General features: G+C 48.5%; 19 protein-coding genes and 1 tRNA gene. 11 read left to right on the top strand and 9 right to left on the bottom strand.

The window, feature by feature from the left end; translation table 11 throughout:
• The first annotated feature begins 9 nt into the window (after nucleotides 1-9).
• The 3 genes from ACYVEA_RS28960 (at nucleotide 10) to ACYVEA_RS28950 (ending at nucleotide 1,077) form a co-directional block, all read left to right on the top strand.
• A complete protein-coding gene (locus ACYVEA_RS28960) occupies nucleotides 10-285 on the top strand; it encodes a hypothetical protein (RefSeq protein ID WP_461116906.1) in 276 nt (91 codons plus the stop codon).
• Nucleotides 286-399: 114 nt separating this feature from the next.
• The gene (locus tag ACYVEA_RS28955) at nucleotides 400-648 is read left to right on the top strand and encodes a hypothetical protein (RefSeq protein WP_461116905.1); all 249 of its coding nucleotides are present in this window, start codon (nucleotides 400-402) and stop codon (nucleotides 646-648) included.
• A 135-nt stretch (nucleotides 649-783) separates the two neighbouring features.
• The gene (locus ACYVEA_RS28950) at nucleotides 784-1,077 is read left to right on the top strand and encodes a hypothetical protein (protein WP_461116904.1); all 294 of its coding nucleotides are present in this window, start codon (nucleotides 784-786) and stop codon (nucleotides 1,075-1,077) included.
• A gap of 84 nt (nucleotides 1,078-1,161) precedes the next feature.
• On the opposite strand, the gene ACYVEA_RS28945 is transcribed toward ACYVEA_RS28950, so the two are convergent.
• Nucleotides 1,162-1,551, bottom strand: coding sequence for a hypothetical protein (locus tag ACYVEA_RS28945; RefSeq protein WP_461116903.1), 390 nt, complete (start codon nucleotides 1,549-1,551; stop codon nucleotides 1,162-1,164).
• 386 nt (nucleotides 1,552-1,937) lie between these two features.
• Here ACYVEA_RS28945 and wrbA point away from each other — a divergent pair, with 386 nt between their 5' ends.
• The 3 genes from wrbA to ACYVEA_RS28930 all read left to right on the top strand — a co-directional run bounded on the left by wrbA (nucleotide 1,938) and on the right by ACYVEA_RS28930 (nucleotide 2,650).
• Nucleotides 1,938-2,351 (top strand): NAD(P)H:quinone oxidoreductase, encoded by a 414-nt coding sequence (wrbA, locus tag ACYVEA_RS28940; protein WP_461116902.1) that lies wholly within the window; start codon nucleotides 1,938-1,940, stop codon nucleotides 2,349-2,351.
• A gap of 2 nt (nucleotides 2,352-2,353) precedes the next feature.
• Nucleotides 2,354-2,539: a hypothetical protein gene (locus tag ACYVEA_RS28935; RefSeq protein WP_461116901.1), complete on the top strand. Its 186-nt coding sequence runs from the start codon at nucleotides 2,354-2,356 to the stop codon at nucleotides 2,537-2,539.
• A 35-nt stretch (nucleotides 2,540-2,574) separates the two neighbouring features.
• A tRNA-Lys gene (locus ACYVEA_RS28930) sits at nucleotides 2,575-2,650 on the top strand.
• Between the two features lie 324 nt (nucleotides 2,651-2,974).
• On the opposite strand, the gene ACYVEA_RS28925 is transcribed toward ACYVEA_RS28930, so the two are convergent.
• Nucleotides 2,975-4,249: a PAS domain-containing sensor histidine kinase gene (locus ACYVEA_RS28925; protein WP_461116900.1), complete on the bottom strand. Its 1,275-nt coding sequence runs from the start codon at nucleotides 4,247-4,249 to the stop codon at nucleotides 2,975-2,977.
• A gap of 126 nt (nucleotides 4,250-4,375) precedes the next feature.
• Nucleotides 4,376-5,290, bottom strand: a complete 915-nt coding sequence (locus ACYVEA_RS28920; protein ID WP_461116899.1) for a PAS domain-containing protein — start codon at nucleotides 5,288-5,290, stop codon at nucleotides 4,376-4,378.
• Between the two features lie 425 nt (nucleotides 5,291-5,715).
• Between ACYVEA_RS28920 and ACYVEA_RS28915 the strand changes: the two genes are divergently transcribed.
• On the top strand, nucleotides 5,716-5,934 hold the full coding sequence (locus ACYVEA_RS28915) for a hypothetical protein (RefSeq protein ID WP_461116898.1): 219 nt from the start codon (nucleotides 5,716-5,718) through the stop codon (nucleotides 5,932-5,934).
• A gap of 53 nt (nucleotides 5,935-5,987) precedes the next feature.
• On the opposite strand, the gene ACYVEA_RS28910 is transcribed toward ACYVEA_RS28915, so the two are convergent.
• Nucleotides 5,988-6,500, bottom strand: coding sequence for a hypothetical protein (locus tag ACYVEA_RS28910; protein ID WP_461116897.1), 513 nt, complete (start codon nucleotides 6,498-6,500; stop codon nucleotides 5,988-5,990).
• A gap of 71 nt (nucleotides 6,501-6,571) precedes the next feature.
• Nucleotides 6,572-6,775 (bottom strand): hypothetical protein, encoded by a 204-nt coding sequence (locus ACYVEA_RS28905; RefSeq protein ID WP_461116896.1) that lies wholly within the window; start codon nucleotides 6,773-6,775, stop codon nucleotides 6,572-6,574.
• Between the two features lie 468 nt (nucleotides 6,776-7,243).
• Between ACYVEA_RS28905 and ACYVEA_RS28900 the strand changes: the two genes are divergently transcribed.
• Nucleotides 7,244-12,385, top strand: coding sequence for an Eco57I restriction-modification methylase domain-containing protein (locus ACYVEA_RS28900; protein WP_461116895.1), 5,142 nt, complete (start codon nucleotides 7,244-7,246; stop codon nucleotides 12,383-12,385).
• Nucleotides 12,386-12,491: 106 nt separating this feature from the next.
• Here the strand turns inward: ACYVEA_RS28900 and ACYVEA_RS28895 are convergent, their stop codons facing one another.
• Entirely contained in the window at nucleotides 12,492-13,112 is a 621-nt protein-coding gene (locus ACYVEA_RS28895) for a hypothetical protein (RefSeq protein ID WP_461116894.1), read from the bottom strand.
• A gap of 230 nt (nucleotides 13,113-13,342) precedes the next feature.
• On the opposite strand from ACYVEA_RS28895, the gene ACYVEA_RS28890 reads away from it, so the two are divergent.
• Nucleotides 13,343-13,522, top strand: a complete 180-nt coding sequence (locus ACYVEA_RS28890; protein ID WP_461116893.1) for a hypothetical protein — start codon at nucleotides 13,343-13,345, stop codon at nucleotides 13,520-13,522.
• 56 nt (nucleotides 13,523-13,578) lie between these two features.
• Here ACYVEA_RS28890 and ACYVEA_RS28885 read toward each other — a convergent pair whose 3' ends face one another.
• From ACYVEA_RS28885 to ACYVEA_RS28875, 3 genes are all read right to left on the bottom strand, one after another.
• A complete protein-coding gene (locus ACYVEA_RS28885; protein WP_461116892.1) occupies nucleotides 13,579-14,778 on the bottom strand; it encodes a tyrosine-type recombinase/integrase in 1,200 nt (399 codons plus the stop codon).
• Between the two features lie 91 nt (nucleotides 14,779-14,869).
• Nucleotides 14,870-15,655: a Fic family protein gene (locus tag ACYVEA_RS28880; protein WP_461116891.1), complete on the bottom strand. Its 786-nt coding sequence runs from the start codon at nucleotides 15,653-15,655 to the stop codon at nucleotides 14,870-14,872.
• Between the two features lie 381 nt (nucleotides 15,656-16,036).
• Nucleotides 16,037-16,264, bottom strand: coding sequence for a hypothetical protein (locus tag ACYVEA_RS28875; protein ID WP_461116890.1), 228 nt, complete (start codon nucleotides 16,262-16,264; stop codon nucleotides 16,037-16,039).
• 325 nt (nucleotides 16,265-16,589) lie between these two features.
• On the opposite strand from ACYVEA_RS28875, the gene ACYVEA_RS28870 reads away from it, so the two are divergent.
• Nucleotides 16,590-17,183, top strand: a complete 594-nt coding sequence (locus ACYVEA_RS28870; protein ID WP_461116889.1) for a hypothetical protein — start codon at nucleotides 16,590-16,592, stop codon at nucleotides 17,181-17,183.
• Nucleotides 17,184-17,270: 87 nt separating this feature from the next.
• Nucleotides 17,271-17,768, top strand: a complete 498-nt coding sequence (locus tag ACYVEA_RS28865) for a hypothetical protein (RefSeq protein WP_461116888.1) — start codon at nucleotides 17,271-17,273, stop codon at nucleotides 17,766-17,768.
• The last annotated feature ends 1,065 nt before the right edge of the window (nucleotides 17,769-18,833 follow it).

Raw genomic sequence — 18,833 nt, 5'->3', positions numbered from 1 at the left:
CTTCTACTTATGTTAAACTATCCAATTATTACAGAAGCCTACCCGCAGGCTACAGTAATTGCCTTTACTGAGTATTACCATCCCCAGCTTCGTTGGCAACGAATTGATCAACCCGTCGACGCAATTTTGCAGTTCGATCAGTTTGACTCCCAAATCCGTCAGGTCATGGCTTACGGTGCCACGCAGTTAGGTTTTACGGTTCAGGACGAAAAACGGGCGCATTACACCATTCATGTATCAAGTAAAAAACTAACAGGTAGTGGCCGCATCAAAGCTGGCCGCTAGCCAGGTGTTACACTATCCAACAAGCAACGCGATTTCCCAATCGAAAACGACTCAAGAATTATGCTCACTAAATTGTCACTAGCGGCTGGCTTGTCCAAAGCGTTTGAATAAGTAATGCCGGAGAAATTCCAGCAAAGTGATACCACCGCCTACGCAGCGATACTTGATCAAGAAAATCACCTTTCCTTTAGCCCAAGTGTTTTTTATGATGACGATCATTCACAAGTGCCCTTCCCAACAACACCGTTAGCTACTGACAACAACGCTCGGATTATCGGTTATTTTTCGGCCATTCAGCTGGCGTGTTTTACAACGGAGGAACTGGCTGAACAAATTTCAGATGATCAGATTCCCTTTTCCTGATTGGATTCAGAACTAGAATGATGTCCAAAATTTTGGACAAAGCTAAAGCCAATAACAGGGGAGGGCTGATTAACTTCTCTGCCAACGACGCGTTGTTAACCCGTATTGGACAGCCCTGATAAGCGATATTTAGGTATGAGAACGACCGTTTTATACGACCTTAGTGATCGCTTTTTTGACTACCTGGAAACGATAGCTAACCAGTCGAGTCCAGTGCTGGCCTGTTCGACGGACGACATCCTGGACTTAATCAAACGAATTGAAGCGGAAGGATTTGTCGTACCAGCTTCTCTATCCATCGAGCAGGCGCTGGTGAAAGCCATTCATTATACAAATGCCAGGCTGTCCTCCTCCATGCGGATTGTTTATCGAGATGAGACCGTATTCATATTGACTGTCGTTTACCTTGAATTTCCCATCACTGGGTAGCTCTGCAAGAAGTAAACATTTTTAGCAATTGCCTAGACGTCTGCTCACTGCGCTTACTAGCGATTTTTGCGACATTCCCTGTCATTATAGTTTCTTGCCGGTTGCTGCAGCTCCGTTACCGAATCGAATTTCTACTGCTGTGATTTGCCCCCCAGGAGCTTGGGTGAACACTAGATGCGCTTCTTCACCAACAACTTCAAATTTATTAGGGCCAATTTCTCTTAGAGAGGCTTTTGCCGTCTCGTTGGGAGGTAAAATATACAGTACGTTGGTCACCAAACTCACCGTTAATTGCTGACCTGGAGCTAGTTCGTAGGTTCCCACGTAGCGGTGGAGCGAATCCGATTTCTGCTGAACGGGATAAACAAAATGACTGGTGGGTCCATGATGAAGAGACTGATAACTAGATGCAGTAGAGTTGAGAGCTATACCCATCAGGCTAAAGGTGAGGCTGAGACCTAGTAAAGAGTTCATAGATAGCGAAAAATGGTTTGTTTACCCGCTCTTCTAGTCAACTTTCTTGCCAATCTTAATTGTCTGGTAAACAAACACTTATTCACGATTTCTTGCTGGTCTCAAGTGCATTATCGCACCATCTGTGTGAAAACGAACCGACTAGATTCAGATTGCTCCGCAGCTTTGATCGTAAGAGCGTTTTATAGGTTATTGATAGTTTACTTTCTCTCAAGTACCATCAGTCACTGTTGACTTAGCGCCTCAGAGAGCGAATGAATTTGGCGTCAGATTTGATTAAGCCAAATCACCCCGAAAGACGGCCATGCGGTTTTGCTTAAACAATGCCATTAAGCGATGGGTTGATAAAGCGCTTTATCTGATGCGCAACATCTCAATCTGTATTTATGAAAACGCTTGTCGTATTTTACTCTACCTATGGCCACGTCTGGACCCTGGCCGAAGCCATTGCAGATGGGGCTCGCCAAATCGAGAACAACGAGGTGGTCGTTAAACGCGTACCGGAAACACTGCCCCCTGAAGTACTGGATAAAACAGGAGCTACCCAAGCCCAGCAGGCCTTCGCTCATGTGCCCATCGTCACACCCGCTGAACTGGTTGAGTATGACGCGATCTTGTTTGGCACACCCACCCGATACGGCAACCTCTGCGGCCAGATGCAGGCCTTTATGGACAGTACGGGCAGTCTGTGGGCCAGCGGGGCTCTGGTAGGCAAGGTAGGCGGAGCGTTTGTCAGCACGGGGGCCAGGAGGAGACCATTCGCGCCTTCCATACCGAGTTGCTACATCACGGGTTTGTAATTGTGGGCTTGCCATACGCCTGGCAGGGTCAAATGGGTCATGCGGAGGTAACCGGCGGCACGCCTTATGGGGCAAGCACGGTCGCCGGCGGCCAGGGCGAACGCCAGCCCACCGCCAACGAGTTGGAAGGGGCTCGCTTCCAGGGCCGACACACCGCTGAAATAGCTCGTAAACTGGCACTCAAATAAGAACAAAATGGTTCTTGTAGTACCATGTTTAACATGACTCCGTAGCTCAGTTGGTAGAGCAATTGACTCTTAATCAATGGGTCGACAGTTCGAACCTGTCCGGGGTCACCAATAAACACAACAGGCCAGCTACAACACAATGTGTTGTAGCTGGCCTGTTGTGTTTAGTCCCATTGTTAAAATCAAACCAGCGTTTCGTGACACAAAAAAAGCCCCACCGGTTGAACCGAAGGGGCTTCGAAATTAGGTAACAAATTTAAAACGTTCGTTAACTGAGTTTATTGTGTAGTTTGAAAGAGAGATAGATTATTTAGCACTTCTTTTGCCAACTTTATTTAGGGGTTATTAAGGTAGCGTTATGCGAGATTAGGCAAACGGATGATTGCCCGTCAAAACCAAATTGCTTCGATCCTTTTCAGATAGAACGACCACTCGCTAGGCGGGTAAGTACACCAAGAAGGTAGCGCCCTTGCCGGGCTCACTCGTAGCGGTGATGGCTCCTCCATGATTGGTCACCACCTTCTGCACAATGGCCAACCCGATGCCCGTACCTCCAAACTCGTTCTTGCCATGCAACCGTTGAAACACTTGAAACATGCGCTCCAGATACTTCTCATCAAAGCCAATGCCGTTGTCGGCTACTTCGATGCAGTGATAGGTTTGGGCGTATCGAGCAGGATGTAGGGATGGGGGTAAATCGCTTTCAGCGACTAGACTGGCCTTAACCCGGATTTGAGGGGTAACCAGCTCCCCGCCTGGGTTGGTACGCCGAAACTTGAAGGCGTTGGACAACAGGTTCTGAAACAGTTGGTCCAACTGGGACGAGTCCCCCGGCACCACCGGCAAACTAGTCACCTCCACCTGCGCCCCACTTTCCTCCACCACGACCGATAAGGTATCTAACACCCGGCTCACCACCTGGTTGAGCGCCACGGGTTGGGCAATCACCTGCGTGGTGGAGATGCGCGAGAAGGCTAACAAGTCTCGAATCAACACTGACATGCGACTGGCGGCGGTCTGCATCCGCTCTAAGTAAGCCACCCCATCGCCCAGCCGGTCCCCATACTGACTCTTGATAAGATCACCAAACTGCTGGATCTTGCGAAGCGGTTCCTGCATGTCATGGGAGGCCACATAGGCAAACTGCTCCAGGTTCTGGTTTGAGCGTAACAGGTCATGATTGGCCGCTTCCAGGGCTTTGTTGCTGGCCACGAAGTCCTCGTTGGTCGTTGTTAATTCCTCATTGGTGGACGCCAGTTTATCATTGCTGGCGGCTAACTGCTCAGTACGTTCAAGCACCTGCTCTTCCAGGTGCTCGGCTAGTTGACGGTAGCGAGCCTCACTGTCTTCTGCTGCCCGTTGTGCCAGAATCTGTCCGGTGACATCGATGCTAATGGACAAAATGGCATAGACCTGACCGGCTGGGTCAAACAACGGGCTATAGCTGAAATTATAATAGTTGTTGGTGAGTATGCCTTCTCGAACGACTTGAACCAGTGACCCATAACTTTGAAACGGCTTCCCCGAGGTGTAAACGTCTTCCAGAATCTGCAGATAAGCTTGGTTTTCGGTGGTTATTTCGGGCATGGCTTCCCGTACGGGCTTGCCCACAATGTCCCATCCTTTACCCACAATGTCAATGAAGGCTTGATTGGGACTCTCAATGATCATATCCCGTCCCACCACCAAGCCGATACTAGCCGGAGCCACGGCAATCACCGCGCGCAGTTTAGCCTCACTGGCTTCCAGCTGCTGATGAATTAGCCGCTCCTGCTGATAACTGACTCGGAGTTGTTCATTAATGGCGGCTAGTTCCTCATTAGCCGTTGCCAGCGCCTAGGTGCGCTGGTGCACCTGGGCTTCCAAGCTTTGGGCTAACTCACGATAGCGGGCTTCACTGGCGGCCAGCTCCTGGGTGCGCGCCTGCACCTGCTGCTCCAGCATCAATTGCAACTCGCGTTGTGGCGTAATGTCCATGACGGCACCTTCAACGCAAAAGGGTTGGCCGTCTTCATTTCTTCTGACTTGCCCGATGGTTCGTAAGCTATGTCGGACGCCTGTTTGTAGGTTATGAATCGTGTACTCAACTTGATACGAGCCGGGTGCGCCGGGCTCAAGAGCCTGGGCTAGTACTTGACCGACCCGCTCCCGATCACTCTCCAGGATGGCCTTCATGGATGACTCGACATCGGTTTGCTCCGAGAGTCCATACCACTGGGCAACCCGGGCTGATTTAACCATTTGAAAGGAAGTTACATCAATTGTATAGGATCCTAATTCGGCCAGATCAATAACAGCTTGTAAAAACTGCTGATTTTCCTGGAGAGCTTGCTGGGCTTGTCGCTGCTCGGTGACCTCCTGCGCCACGCCCGCAAAGCGATAGACCTGCCCGTCGGGGGTCAACTCGGCCCTCCCTATGAAACGAACCCACCGGAGCAGGCCATCATCTGCCCCCACTGTTCGATAGGTCACATCATACTGCCCGTTCGACTGACCCGAGAGCACCTGTTGAACCGCTAGGTCCACACGGACCAGATCGTCGGGATATATATACTGGATAGCTTGCTCATAGGTAAGCGGATTGTCGTTAGCCAGGCCAAATAACTGACGGCATCGGTCATCCCAGAGAAGTTGTTTCGTGACCGGGTCCAGCTCCCAGAGGCCCAGACCGGCCGTCTGGAGGGCAAAATTGATATCAAGTCGCTGAGTAAGAGTAGCAGGGGTATTGGAAGGCTGTTGCTGGCCGTTCATAGAAAACTTGTTGTAGACTAATAGGCAATTTAAGCTAAATTCTTCTAGTCTATAGTCTTACTGATATAAACAGAGATAAGTGGTTTTGATCGAACTGACTCTACCGATAAAGGGTCCCACAAAACGCCCTTTTATAGAGATGGATACCATGATTGTTCTACTAAAGTCAGTTGGTTTGAATTTCAGTCTCTACATGTCATCTCACTAAACAAAATTAGAATCTCATGTTTAAGCTGAGTTCGTGACCGGGCCGCCGGGCGGACTGATTTTTTCCCAAATGACGAAAAGGTCAGTAAGTTGACGTTTTTCTAAGCAAATGGGTCAAAAGGCGGACGAGAAGGTTATAGCTTCGCAAGAATACTATCCAGGGTGCTTCCTTTCCCGCCGGGAAGACCTACCAACAACAGTGTAACTAACTTTGAATTATGAATGAAGAGGAAGAAGCACTTATAAGCTGGTTCATCAGCAAACAATGGCCCGCTACGTACCATAAAATATCGGCTTGGGAATCGACTGATAATCTGGCCAGGACCATCACTACAACCATAGAAGCTGCACGACAAGGTAATGCAAATTCAGTGGAGGTACTGAAACGCCTTAAAACTTCACTAGACAAACAGCCCGCTGGAATTAACGCATCATGAATAACCGAACTGGCTTTCATTGAACTTACCGACGCTAACAAGATGAGTCCGGTTTAGTATAAGTACATCGTCGTGCCCCGCACCATCTGATCAAGGCTCGTGTGGGCGTAAATCTGATCAAAGCCGTCCTCGACAGCCGAGGGTGTCGGGTAGCGGGCCAGCTGCTCTTGGCTAACCTGCCGGAGTTGGGTAATCAGCTCGGGCCGCAAACCCATGAATCGTATCCCTTCGATGATATTGGAGCGCGCATTGAGCAAGTAAAGCGTCAAGCCGTTGGCGTCGCTCTTGATCCAGTCGGCGACCGCATCCGGATCGATTTTACGGATATTAAGCGGAAGCTCAAAGCTGAAGTGGCCAGGGAACTCGATTAGAAAAGACGGCAGGCCCTCCCGTTCGTAGAGGCCGTAGCGAAGCAGACCCCGGTTGAACAGGGCGCGGTCGTCGACGGGGTTAAGCGTGTAAAACAGGATGTCGAACAAGCCCACCGTCATCATGGCTTTAATCGATTCCTGCCCCGTGGCCTGGTAGCGATCGATCGGAAATGGCCGACCTATGTCAAAACTCATCATAACGTGTTGCCTGTTTTAGCCTTTCGTGTTGCTGGTCGATCAGTCTCCATATAATGCACTAAATGGTCCTACTTTACCCGTTCGATCCGGACGCAGTTGACGTACACCTCGACCCGTTCGAGGAGTCGGTAAATCGCAACTGGATAGGCGGTATTATTCTGCAAGTTTCCTTCATATAAAACTTCAGCCATTAACCTACCCTCAACCAGTTGCTCGGCAATATGCCAATTGACGGCCTCCTGGCTGGCGATATTCAGGTGATAAAAACTCACCAACAAATTGCCATCGGGGACGGCCCGCCGCAGCGGTTCCGGTTAGCCGAAATTTAACGACATTTTTTATTCCACTATCCGTTCTCATGCAGTTCCAATATGGATTGTAAACGTATGAATTGGCGATGGCCGTTCAGGGTAGTTAGGGTGTGGTCTGCACGCGTTTATCTATAGTTTTTGGGTTTTCTCAAGCGCTCCTTCCCGCGGGTTAAATCTCGGAATAATCCCCGTATGAACCCGAGGCTTATCAACTTTTGTCGACATCACTTCACCAGCTTCATGAGTGAAGAATGAACGAAGCCCGGATGGGCAAGTCGGAATACGTTCGAAATAGAGGCCCTACGGGCCTAATATAACAGGGTAAAGGGTTGATTTTGAGTAAGTTAATAGAAGGTTCTTAGCGGTTTTCTCGGTCGGCATATCGGTATTTTTATATGCTAAACAACAAAGAGAACACCTAAGAATTGTATGAAACCTCTCAAAGCCAAACGCCCGGCAACTTCGCAACAGGGCGCACCCGTTCAACTCAGTTTATTTGACGTACTGCTACAAGTTGCACCCGAACTGGTTCCTGCCGTTCGAGCGGTTAACCAGATCGTTTCGCCACGGATTCAACGGTTTAGCTTACAGCAAGAACCCGCCCCAACGGGCGAAATAGGCCGGATTCGCGCTAATCTGGCGGCTATTGCCCTTTGTAAATCGCTGAACGCCAATCAGCAGCAACCCACACCGGAGCAGTGTAATGAATTAGCCCGTTTTAGCGGATGGGGCAGTTTGGCGGCTCTGTGGGATGAGGTAACCCATAGGGCAACCGACGTAGAGGCGCAGACCGAAGAACAAAACCGCTGGTACCGGAAATACAAAAGTTTGCGAATGGAGGCCGATTCGTTAATGACGCCCATGGAACGGGAAGGGGCCGGGCAGAGCACCTTAAACGCATTCTTTACCAGCATTGAGGTCATTAAACGAATGTGGGCGTTAGCGGAAAAAGTAGGCTTCAAGGGAGGCCGGGTTTTAGAGCCAGCCGCCGGTACAGGTCATTTCATCGGGGCTATGCCCGACCATTTACGGCAAGCCTCTACGATTACTGCCGTCGAGAAAGACCCCCTGTCAGCCGCTATTTTAGCGCTGCTTTATCCCGAAGTGATTACCCACGCAACGGGGCTAGAGGTAGCCCCGCTGGAACGAGGCAAGTACGATCTGATAATTGGCAATGTGCCGTTCGGGGATTACACTGTTTTTGATGCCGTGGACCGGGATTGGTGCCCGTTTCATATTCATAATTATTTTATCGGTAAGGCGTCCCGACTTGTCGTTCCCGGTGGATTGGTTTGTTTCATTACGTCAATGGGCACGCTGGATGCCGGTAGTAAAGCCTTTCGCCTTAAACTGGATGAACAGCGCATGGAATTGTTGGGTGCCATTCGTCTGCCCTCCTGCGCATTTGATAAAACCGCCAGCACCGAAGTAACGACGGATATTTTACTATTTCAAAAGCGGCCCGAAAATCAGGCTCGTACCTCGTTTGCTCAACCCTTTGTCAATACGGCTACACTGCGAACACTGACCAGCGAGGGGGAAGACCAAGACGACCCCCCCGTTATGCCAAGCATTCAGGTCAACCAATACTACGTTGAAAATCCACATCGGATGTTAGGGGAAATGACTTTTGCCAGCGAAGTAGGAAAGGGAGGGCTTTACCGGGGCGACCGCCAGACGTTATTTCTGGAACGCAGTAGCGAACTGGCTACCCGACTGGATGAAGCCGTAACTCAATTAGGGAACCAGCTACAGGGGGCCGCCAGCCGGTTTGGTCAGGCGGGGGCAAAGTTGCCCGAAGAACGCACGGAACGTATAAATCCCGCTTTGAGCGGAACCGTGAAAATTCGGGGCCGAATGTGGAGCAAGCAGAGTATATACCGTTCCTATTCGACCCTAAAACGCCTGTTCTTTGCTTTGTTAAAGGCGGAACAGAATCAGAGTGATTCCGTTTGTGATGCCTTACGTCAGGAGCTACAAGACCACTATACGTTCTTTGTCACCACGTACGGGCGATTGTCCGCCAATCGGTCGCTAAACTGGATTGAATCCGTAGACGGTCAGTTTTTAAGCGTTCAGGCGCTTGAAATTCAAAAGCTGGATGCCCACGGAAAAACAGTCATTGTTGAATCGGCCATTTTGCGGGAACGGGTGTTTGGAGCCCTTACCACCATCACGCACGTTGATTTAGTAGAGGACGGGTTAAGTCTGTCCTTATTTAACCACGGCCGTATTGATCTGGATTATATCAGTACGCTAACGGGCAAGCCTATTGGCGAAGTACGTACCTACCTTTTAACGAACGCGCTAGCCTTTATAGACCCGGAGCGGGCCGATGAGTTACTAGATGCCGGTACGTATCTGTCGGGGGATATTCGGGAGAAACTAACCCTATTGGAAGGCCGATTGCTGGATGAGCCGCAGTTACAGGCCAATCTAGATGCCTTACAAGCTATACTACCGCCTAGTTTACCGGTATCGTTGATTAGTTTTCAATTAGGATCGAACTGGTTGCCACTGGCTTGTATAACCGACTGGATACAGACCTTGCTTTCGATAAAACTAACCTTAGTATATAGTTCACAACGGGCCGAGTACCGTTTAGCCAATCAAACGGGGTACTCCGCCCTCAATCAGTCACAGGGTACCAAAGAACGTACCGCCCTTGAATTAATCGAAGCCGCGTTGAATCAGCGTAGTATAGTCATCACCAAAACTATACAGGATGAGGCTGGAAATAAAAAGGAGGTCAAGGACATTGAGGCCATGACTGCCGCCGTACAGCAACAGGAAGTCTTGCAGGAACAGTTTAACCAGTGGGCGCGGGAGCATTACGCCCCCGCCATAGAAAAGGCATTTAACGAACGGTTTAATAGCTATGTCGAACGCCAGTTTGCCAAACCGACCATGGCCCATTATCCCGGTGCTTCCCCGTTAATTACCTTACGTGACCACCAGTTTAAAGCCGTTGAGCGGGGAAAACAGGAGGACTGTCTATTTGCCCATTGGGTCGGCACGGGTAAGACCTGGGAGATCATCTCGACCGCCATGGAATTGATCCGGCTTGGCAGAGCATCAAAAGCCCTGGTTGCCGTGCAGAATTCAACCGTCGAGGATTTTGCGAAGGCTTGGCGCGCGCTGTACCCCGGCGCAATTGTTTACCAGCCAACTCCGGCTGACTTACAGGCATCCAACCGAAAACGGTTTCTGCAACGGATAGCGACTAACCGGTTCGACGGTATTGTTATTCCGCAGTCGTTCTTAAAGCTTATCCCGGATGATGTAGCGATCGAAGAAGAATTAATTCGGGATGAACTAAGCCGCATTGACTACGACGACAGAGACCCCTCCGCCGAAGGCCGGGCCAACCGCCGGAGCGGGAAGCAACGCGTTAAACAAATCAACAAACGGAAAGCCAAAATAGAAGCCAAACGGCTTGAACAGGCCAGCCGTAAAAAAGATCAGATGCTTAATTTCTCTCAATTGGGAATTGATGCGCTGTTTCTGGATGAAGCCCACAAATACAAACGGTTTGGCTTTACGACCAGCCGCTACCAAATTAAAGGCATTGATACAGCCGGGAGTCAGGATGCCTTTCAAGCCATGGTTAAATGCCGGACCATTTTAAATAAAAACGGGCGGGTCATTCTGGCAACGGGAACCCCTATTTCAAACACGATGGCCGAAGCCTGGACGATGCTACGCTACATTGCCAGCGACCGATTGGAAAAATTGCAACTAGCCACCTTTGACCAATTTTGCGGAACATTCTGTAAAGTGGTGCCCGTTTTTGAATTAAGTACATCGGGTCAGTTTAAGACCGTGGAACGACTGGCGCAGTTTATGAACGTTGCCCAGTTGTCAGCCTTATACCGGCAGTCGGTAGACGTTGTCTTGGCCGATGATGTACATGAGTTTAAAACCGGCGACTTTTTACCGGTTTTAGCCAGCCAACCCGCCACAGAAACCACCCCCGCCAATCCCGGCTTCACCCGTATTTTGCTACCCCAAACGCCGGGCGTTAGGGCTGAACTTTATGCTATTCGGCAAACCCTGCGCTGGTTCGAGCAGTTAACCGGCAAAGAAAAGCGCGAGAACAGTCATATACCGTTAGTGATGTACGGCAAGGCTAAAAAAGCGACGCTGGATATACGCTTGATCGATCCCACCGCCGAGGATGAACCCGGTAATAAAGTGAACCGGGCTGTTGCAGAAATACACCGGATTTACCACCAGACCGGCGACGTTAAAGGAACGCAGTTAGTTTTTTGCGATGTATTTACCTCGTCAGCCAGCATGTTTGCTGGCGAGACTGACGAGGAAACCGGCCGGTCCGCCGATGCGGTGGCGACGCCCGGCCGGTCCGCCGGTTTAGTGGCGATGTCTGCTCAATTCAATCTATTCGACGAAATTGCCCATAAACTGCGCTTATTGGGCATTCCCACCGAGGAAATCTGTGTTGTTCCCGCCGATAAAAACAAACGGGAGCCCATTTTTGCCAATGTTCGCACCGGCCGGATTCGCGTTCTGATGGGCAGTAGTGAACGTCTGGGCGTTGGGGTAAACGTTCAGGAACGGTTAGCCGCTATCCATCATTTAGACGCTCCCAACCGGCCCACCGATTTTGAACAGCGGAACGGGCGAATTATCCGACAGGGTAATTTATTCGCCGTCTGGAAACGATGCGTTGAGGTACTAACCTATGGCGTAGAAAAAACCCTTGACGCGACGAGTTACGGCCGGTTAGCCATGAAGCAAAAATTTATTAACCAGGTTCTAAAAGGGGGGGCTACGGTTGAAACAATGGCCGATGTATCGGACGACGACGATTTTTCGTCAATGAATTATGAACAGATGATGGCTACCTTATCCGGCTCTCAGACCGCCTTGCTCTATACGGCTAAAAACCACGAATTAACGCGGCTGAATCAGCAGAAAAAGGCGTGGCAACGGGGTTTAATGAACGCACAATCCATGATTGAAGAAGCCCGGCGCACGAGTGTTCATTTAAACGGGCTTTTGCCAAAATTGAGCTTGGAGGCCGAAATCATAAAAAATAAGTTCGTAGACGTGCCAACCGATGAGGTTGACGGAATGATTAAAACAATTGGGTTTACTGGTCAGCAGTTTACCAGTAAAGCCGATTGGAGCGAACCATTAGAGCGGTATTTCTCCGAAATCAAATCCGCAGCCCGGCGTACCAACGGCGCGTATAGTTCAGGTCTGCTTACGGTAAACGGCTTGGATATACATTTGAAAGGCGAATGGAGCGGCCATGATCGGGAAACAGGCCGCGCTATTTACTCCATCAGTTACCAATGGGGGGTAAATCTAAAGGGCCAGATTAACTACGGATGGGCATTGGGAACGTCCCTGCGAGCGGCCATTAATCGAACGTTAGACGCGCCCGAAGTAGGAAAAAAACAACTGGAACGGGCCATTAGTCAACAGGAAGCCTTTAGTCAGAATTTGAATCAACCCTTCAAAAAACAGGAGCAGTTGACCCAATTAAGCTTGCTGGTTAGTGAATTGAAAAAACAACTGGAAACCGAAGTGATCGAAGCTGTTTAAAGCGTTCGATTTGTTGTTAGCCAACTAAAAAGCCGTTCCCTGCTAGGAAGCGGCTTTTTGCTGACGTCGATTTACTTTACTTCACAGATTCATTCTGGCTAATTCATTATAATTCCAGGAGTTGACGGTGATAGAAAATTGATACCATTGGCCATACGGCTCCACCTACCCACGGCAACCAGAGTTGGATTAACGAGATCCACCCGCCGTTTTGAAAGAGCAGTAAGTCACTATGCTGCATAAAATTCCCTAGTTGTAGCCAGAAGAACGTAACAATGACCAGCGCAAACACCTCTGGTCGAAACATGTATCGATCCATTTGAAACCAGATCGGTCGATTTGGCCAATCCGGATATTTGTCCCGGTGCCAGTAAAATAATTTGGTGAGGTGCAGCCGGGTAATGTAGTAGATACCCCACACTTCGATACATCCAATCAACAACTGAACCAGTAAGATGGCCGTTGTTAGGAACCCGGTAGGTATAAAGGTATTTTGACTCAGCCCCTGTAAAAGAAACGATGAGAAAAAGGTAACAGCGGGTAAGGCGGCCATCGCTATCGCCCAGATGATAAACAATAAGGTCCAGGGTTGCATATACTCCCGTTGGACAACCCGTTGGACCCACGGCTTGATCATAGGAGCATAAAGAGTAAAGAAAAAAGACTGTTCGAAGGGTCGCATATAACTATTGGCGAACAGCACGCGGAAGATTCGTATAAAGCCCATACTAGTAAATAGTTAACTGGTGAAAAGTTTCAGCAAGGTAACAAACAAAGGGCTGAAAATTGTTTTTTTTCTGGCTGCGTTATACTTACTAGTCCAGCGTGAATTAGTAGGAACAGGGGATAAAGCGATTAGTTATTAGGGGTCAAAAAAGTAAGGCTAATGTACGCCTATTTATATATTGGCTATTTTCGTCCGAAGTAAATCCAGACCGTTAACTCCTAAGGGCAAGTATGACAAATAGCCAGTTTGTGATAAAATTAGTAGCGGTCGGTCTGGTCGGAATCTTCCTCATGTTCCTGCTTTTACGCCGAAAACAGTATACGCCATTGACCCGAACGCTAATGGATTTGTTGATGGCTACGACAATGGGTTCATTCCTGTTAGTGTTGATGATTGTTCTGGCTTCCTGATGAATCAATTGGTTGAAACGATTCCGTAAAGCAATAGGAAACCAAGCCGCCTTTGCCTAATTGGGTAGTTTCTGAAAATACGTTTTAAGGGTTTGTTTTAAGGTATAAAACTGCGTCGTTTCGATCGATTCATGGCGCAGATGCTGCTGAACATACACTAATTCAACGCCTCCATCCAGCAGTAGTTGCGCCGCCGTATGCCGAAGACTGTGCGCAGACATGCCTTTCTTTTTAAGGCCATTTTTTAGCAGGTGTTTGTTGGTGATGTAGCGAACCTGAGCCGTGGTCAGGTTCGCAAACAAAGGAGTTTTCTGATCCTGTTCGGGCAGCGGCCACTGCTGGATACTTTGCAGGTAACCAACCAGCGGCCCCAGGCAGGCCTCGAAAAGCTTAATGGGCTTTTTAGTGCTCTTTCCTTTTCCCAGTACATGAATCAGTCGACGATCGACATCCACGTCGGCCAATAGGAGACGAGTGATCTCAACGGTACGTAATCCCTCCAGGCTTAACAGGGCCAGAATAGCCCGGTCACGGGGCGAAGCTGCCGAGGCCAGCAAGTCGGTTCGCTCGTTGGCTTCCAAACTCTCTTTGTAAAAGCGACGCTCCACGGTAAACCCTTTCACGGCCTGCACATCCTGAAGAGACTCGACCTGGTCGGGGGTAAGGGCCAGCTCCTTTCGCTTCAGCACGCACCAGGCGGCTAGTTGCTTCACCGGGGATAAATAAATGTTGATGGTGAAGGGTGACTTTCCCTGTTGGTTTAGCTGGGTGATGTAGTCATTGACCGTTAGGCCAGTCAGCGAGGCTGGACGGCCCTGCTGCAGCTGCACATCAATGTAATGGAAAAACGCATTTAATGCCTGGGTATAGGTCTGTTTGGAACGTTCCCCTTTCAATCCTTTGTGCTCCCGAATGAAGCGCAGGACCAGTTCGTTGGCCGCGGGAGAGATATCTTTTTTAGGCGGGTCCAAAAGGATCTGCGGGTAGCCGAGTTGCTGATAAAAGAAAAGAAACTTGCGCAGGGGCGAGATGCGGTTGGGTCGGAATCCAGTAGCGTACAGACCCAGGCTAAACCCATCCACGCCATACCCCTGTTGTAAGCAGTAGTCGAGGTAAGCCCTGGCATGACGGGGGTAGTTACTGGAGGCAGGCAGCGTACTGGCAAAATACGCAATCAGTCGGGATACGGTGTAACTCGCCGGGGCGGAGGCCGGTGAGGGGGAACGATCGTCAGGACGTTTGGCAGGTAATGGCATTTCAGTAGTAGGGACTGGGTCGATTGATGGGTGACGTGTAAATTCCGGGATGGCCACAAGCCCCTTAAATGGGCAGGCTTATTTACGGACGTTAGGACGGCTCCTGCGTAAGGCGTTCACACTCCGTCTGTAAGTAGGTGATGAGTTGCGTATACATGAAGTCCAGGATAGGTCTGGCAAAAGACTGCGATTGAGATTGATCCAACGCCTTTGTATAAGCCTGACGATCAGTAGCATGTACTAAACTGATGGGTAGTTTGTGGTAGTGCTGAACGTAATTCATCAGCAGGCGAGCCACCCGGCCATTACCCTCCCCAAAGGGCTGCAGGCAAAGTAGGTCGTAATGCGCCTGAAAGGAAAGATCATAGATCTGACGCATAGTTTTAACGGCAGCTAGGTCTGTATTGAGCTGCCTGAGTAGTTTATCTACGGCGGCGGGTAGTTTCTGCGCGTCGATTAACTTGCGATGGGCCGTCATGCGGCTGGCCAGTCGTAATTCGCCCTGGCTGGAGTCATAACTGCCCAGTATTGTATGCATGGGACCACCCGTCCGGCGCATCAGGGCCGCGCCAATGGCTTGAAGCCGGGCGCGATTCAGGGGTTCCCGTTCGGCGGCCCAGGCCAGCATCTGCTGTTGAGCCTGCTGATAATCGACCAGCATCCAGTAATGAGCGGCCGGTTTACTATCCGTGGTTACGCCTTTCTCCAGCAACGACAGACTTTCGGTAAGTGTGAGACTACAGCCGTCCAGCGCAGCCGAATGATGGCAGTGAATCAACCCGTTGTAACCCCCCACGGGAAGTGAGTCTCTGGTCAGGTCACGATACCAGCTGAGCAGGGCGGGTAAGGTCAGGCTCGATGATTGGGATGAGGTCATAGATATAAACGGTAATACGCGTCGATGCACCGTTACTGCTACATTGTAAAGTGCAACGGGTTGTCATCAGTTGGCAACTTACAAAATAAACGGGTTTCACCAATTTACACAAATGAGAATTTGTGTAACGGTGAACAAATTTATTTGCTTGGAATAGTTAAGAATAGCGCATTTACTGACCTTCGTAGGTCGAAACGAACTTTCTGGAACCGGACTAGTTTTGATGAACAACAGGCTTCGCTCCCTTGTCCCGAATGTTAAACACTTACTCGCGTATGAATGAAGATAATCCCGTCACCAGTCCTGATTCGGCGGATGAACTCGATGATCCCTATATTCACTCGATTTCCACGGAGGAATTCGTCCAAAGCGTGGAACTGGCTACTCAAGAGGAAACCGATGAGAAGTTGACCCCGAGCCAGGAGTAACCGCCTGTGGGTTCGGTGAGCGTGGCTTTTCAGGTAGCTTATCCCAATCCCTGGTATCCATGAGCCGCTTAAATTCGCGCTCCTGTTTCCAATCGGTCTTCTTCCACACATACCTTAGAAAGAGAATAGCTCCAACGATCTCCCCGATTGTGATGGCTAAATTGAACGTTTCAATTGTCATGCGTGCGATTAATTGCTTTTGTTGAACGAGTTAAGTGTCGGAAGGAATGCTACGCTGTGGTGTGAGACCCCTGGACAGATTGCAAAACCACCTGGTCGATCAAGGGTTTTCTCGACCGAGAAAATTCTGCCACTTGTTTGTACTTAACCAATAAGACACAGTGAACAGACGCTAATTTTACACTAGATGAATGTATTGTTTTTTCAAGATGGGCCGGTTAGAAAATGGATACTATTTTCCAGTTTGCGGTAGAGGTGGTCAATGAATTAACACCTAGCCGGTGCCTGGTCGTAACGACTAAGTTTACCTTACCCAGCCTCATCCAATGACGCCTAAACAAGTGCAACGGCTGATCAGAAAAATAGCCGATATTAAACGGGCTTTAGCCGCCGAGAAACGCAAGTTTGGTGGGTATGATGATTCCCGTGGACTGCGCTATTTACCCACCCGCTATTACATCCAGCTGGCCGATTACAAAGGGGGATTGGCCTATACCCGCTGGTTCGCCAAAACTTTTTCCGACGATATTGGCTTTCCGGACTTTCTGTTTGAGTGGGCTCTGCTACTTTTTAAAGGGGGTAAGCTGGCCGACGCAAAAGCGAAAATGGGGCAAACCTTCTGTGCCAATACGTATGTATTGAATAAGTTCTTTGACCATCCCATTGAACCGCTCCCAAAATACGAATGGTCTAATTTGGCTCAGGCTGGTTTCACGGACTATTTCACCTATTCCCATCAGCAAGCTGAGTTACTTGATTTTAGTCAGTGGCTGGAGGAGTTTATGACCAGCGAACCCTTTACTAGCCGAAAAGCTCGCTACTTAATCCTTCATCAACAACTGAACGTGGAAGACGATCCAGAAACTAGAGATTATTTACGAAAGGAAGCGGATCAGTTAGAAAACGCGATTAAGTTCTAAAAAAACGGTTGTCTTACAGGTGTAAGACAGACCGCAATTTTGTCTTACAACCTGTATTACAAAACATAATGTAGATTATACAACACAATGAAACGTGAAGAGACTACTGAAACGACCATCCAAACGATTTTTAAGGTGGCCAAGAGTGCGTTGCTAGGCTTTATAGTACTGATTGGTGTGTTAGGATTAGCTTTTGCCACTTTCTTGTACACTAATGGACTTCCAGATATTACTATCGACTTAGCTAGTGTTGCGAGGGATACTACTTTTTACGTCGGAGCTAGTCAAAGCCAAAGCGGAGAAGGGAGCACTATATCGGTTCGAGCAGTAGGGCAAGTCGATGACGCTACAACGGGTCTTCTTGTTACTTATCCCAATGACACGCTGGTAGCTGTTAGAGGCTCTTTAGTAAAGGGTCAAATTGATCAACTATGGGTAAATGATTTCTATGACCGCCGAGCAAAAGTTACCTTTCTTCATAAAGCAGCTCAACACGGTCATTTGCGCTTGCAAATTCATTTTTCATATCCTCCTACCGACTGGGGGTTCCGGCAAACGAATCTGGGTTGGATTAAAGCAAAGTAGTTTATTTTACATAATTGCACTTATGCAACATCAATCAGTTTCACCATATGTTTGGAATCATGAAGATGTCGCTCAATCATTTCAGCCGGCTGTTGCTTAGTAGCTTGATCCTATGTAGTGCTGTAAGCTGGCTAGTAAGCGGCTGTTTCCTAGCCGTTAACAAAAAGTCTGAATTGGTACTAACCGTGCAGGACACAACTGGAAAACCACTACCCGGAGTTGGTATCACTTTAACAGGATTCAAGACGAGTTCTACCCGCCTATATGATCTGGAAACACTCAACAACGTGACTGACCAAACTGGAGTAATAAAATTGACATTATCTTGGCCAAAGGGGGTTAATTATTACGACATTCATATAGGTTCACCTTACATAATCACTAATTGTCCAATACCAGATAATTCACCAAACTTCGGGGGTTGTGAAATACGATCTGATCAGAATCTTTCGGCAACGATCCAAGTGAAAAAGCCATGATGAACCTCAAGAAAAATGAACAAATGCATCTACGTGGGTCATGATAAAACTATTTAAATACGGATATCCCGTTGACTATTTGGGCCTTATTTAAATAATCTCTTTACATAAAGTTAGTTATACAACTTGACTAAGAATTGTACAATTTTCACAGTTTGTATTTTGACGATTAACGGTTCATTATTTTTTAAATAGCGTTAATATCGAAGTGATGGCTTCCAGCCTAAATCTATCTTGGTAATAGTATTTTACCGATAAATTTGAAATAAGAACACTTTACCCCCGTTTTATACTGATTTGTACTTTTCTTAGTAGCCGTTCAGGATAGGCGACCTTTTCGTGAACGGTTTCGGGTTTATAATCAATTGAGCGGGCAGGGCGGGAAACCATGAAATCTTGTTCATTCGTCGAAGGGTTTTCGTGAACGATTTCCCCAAAACTCTTATGTCGTACACAATATTTTGAAAATCAGATATTTATCTAGTAAACCTAATAGGATTCATTAGCCTTTAATTGGACGAATTCATAGTTGACCCGTCATGAATTAATCTTATTGTGCAAGCACCGTAGAATACGTAAGGAAATT

It is taken from the genome of Spirosoma jeollabukense (genome assembly GCF_054777855.1).
This window is presented reverse-complemented; position numbering and strand designations above follow the sequence as displayed.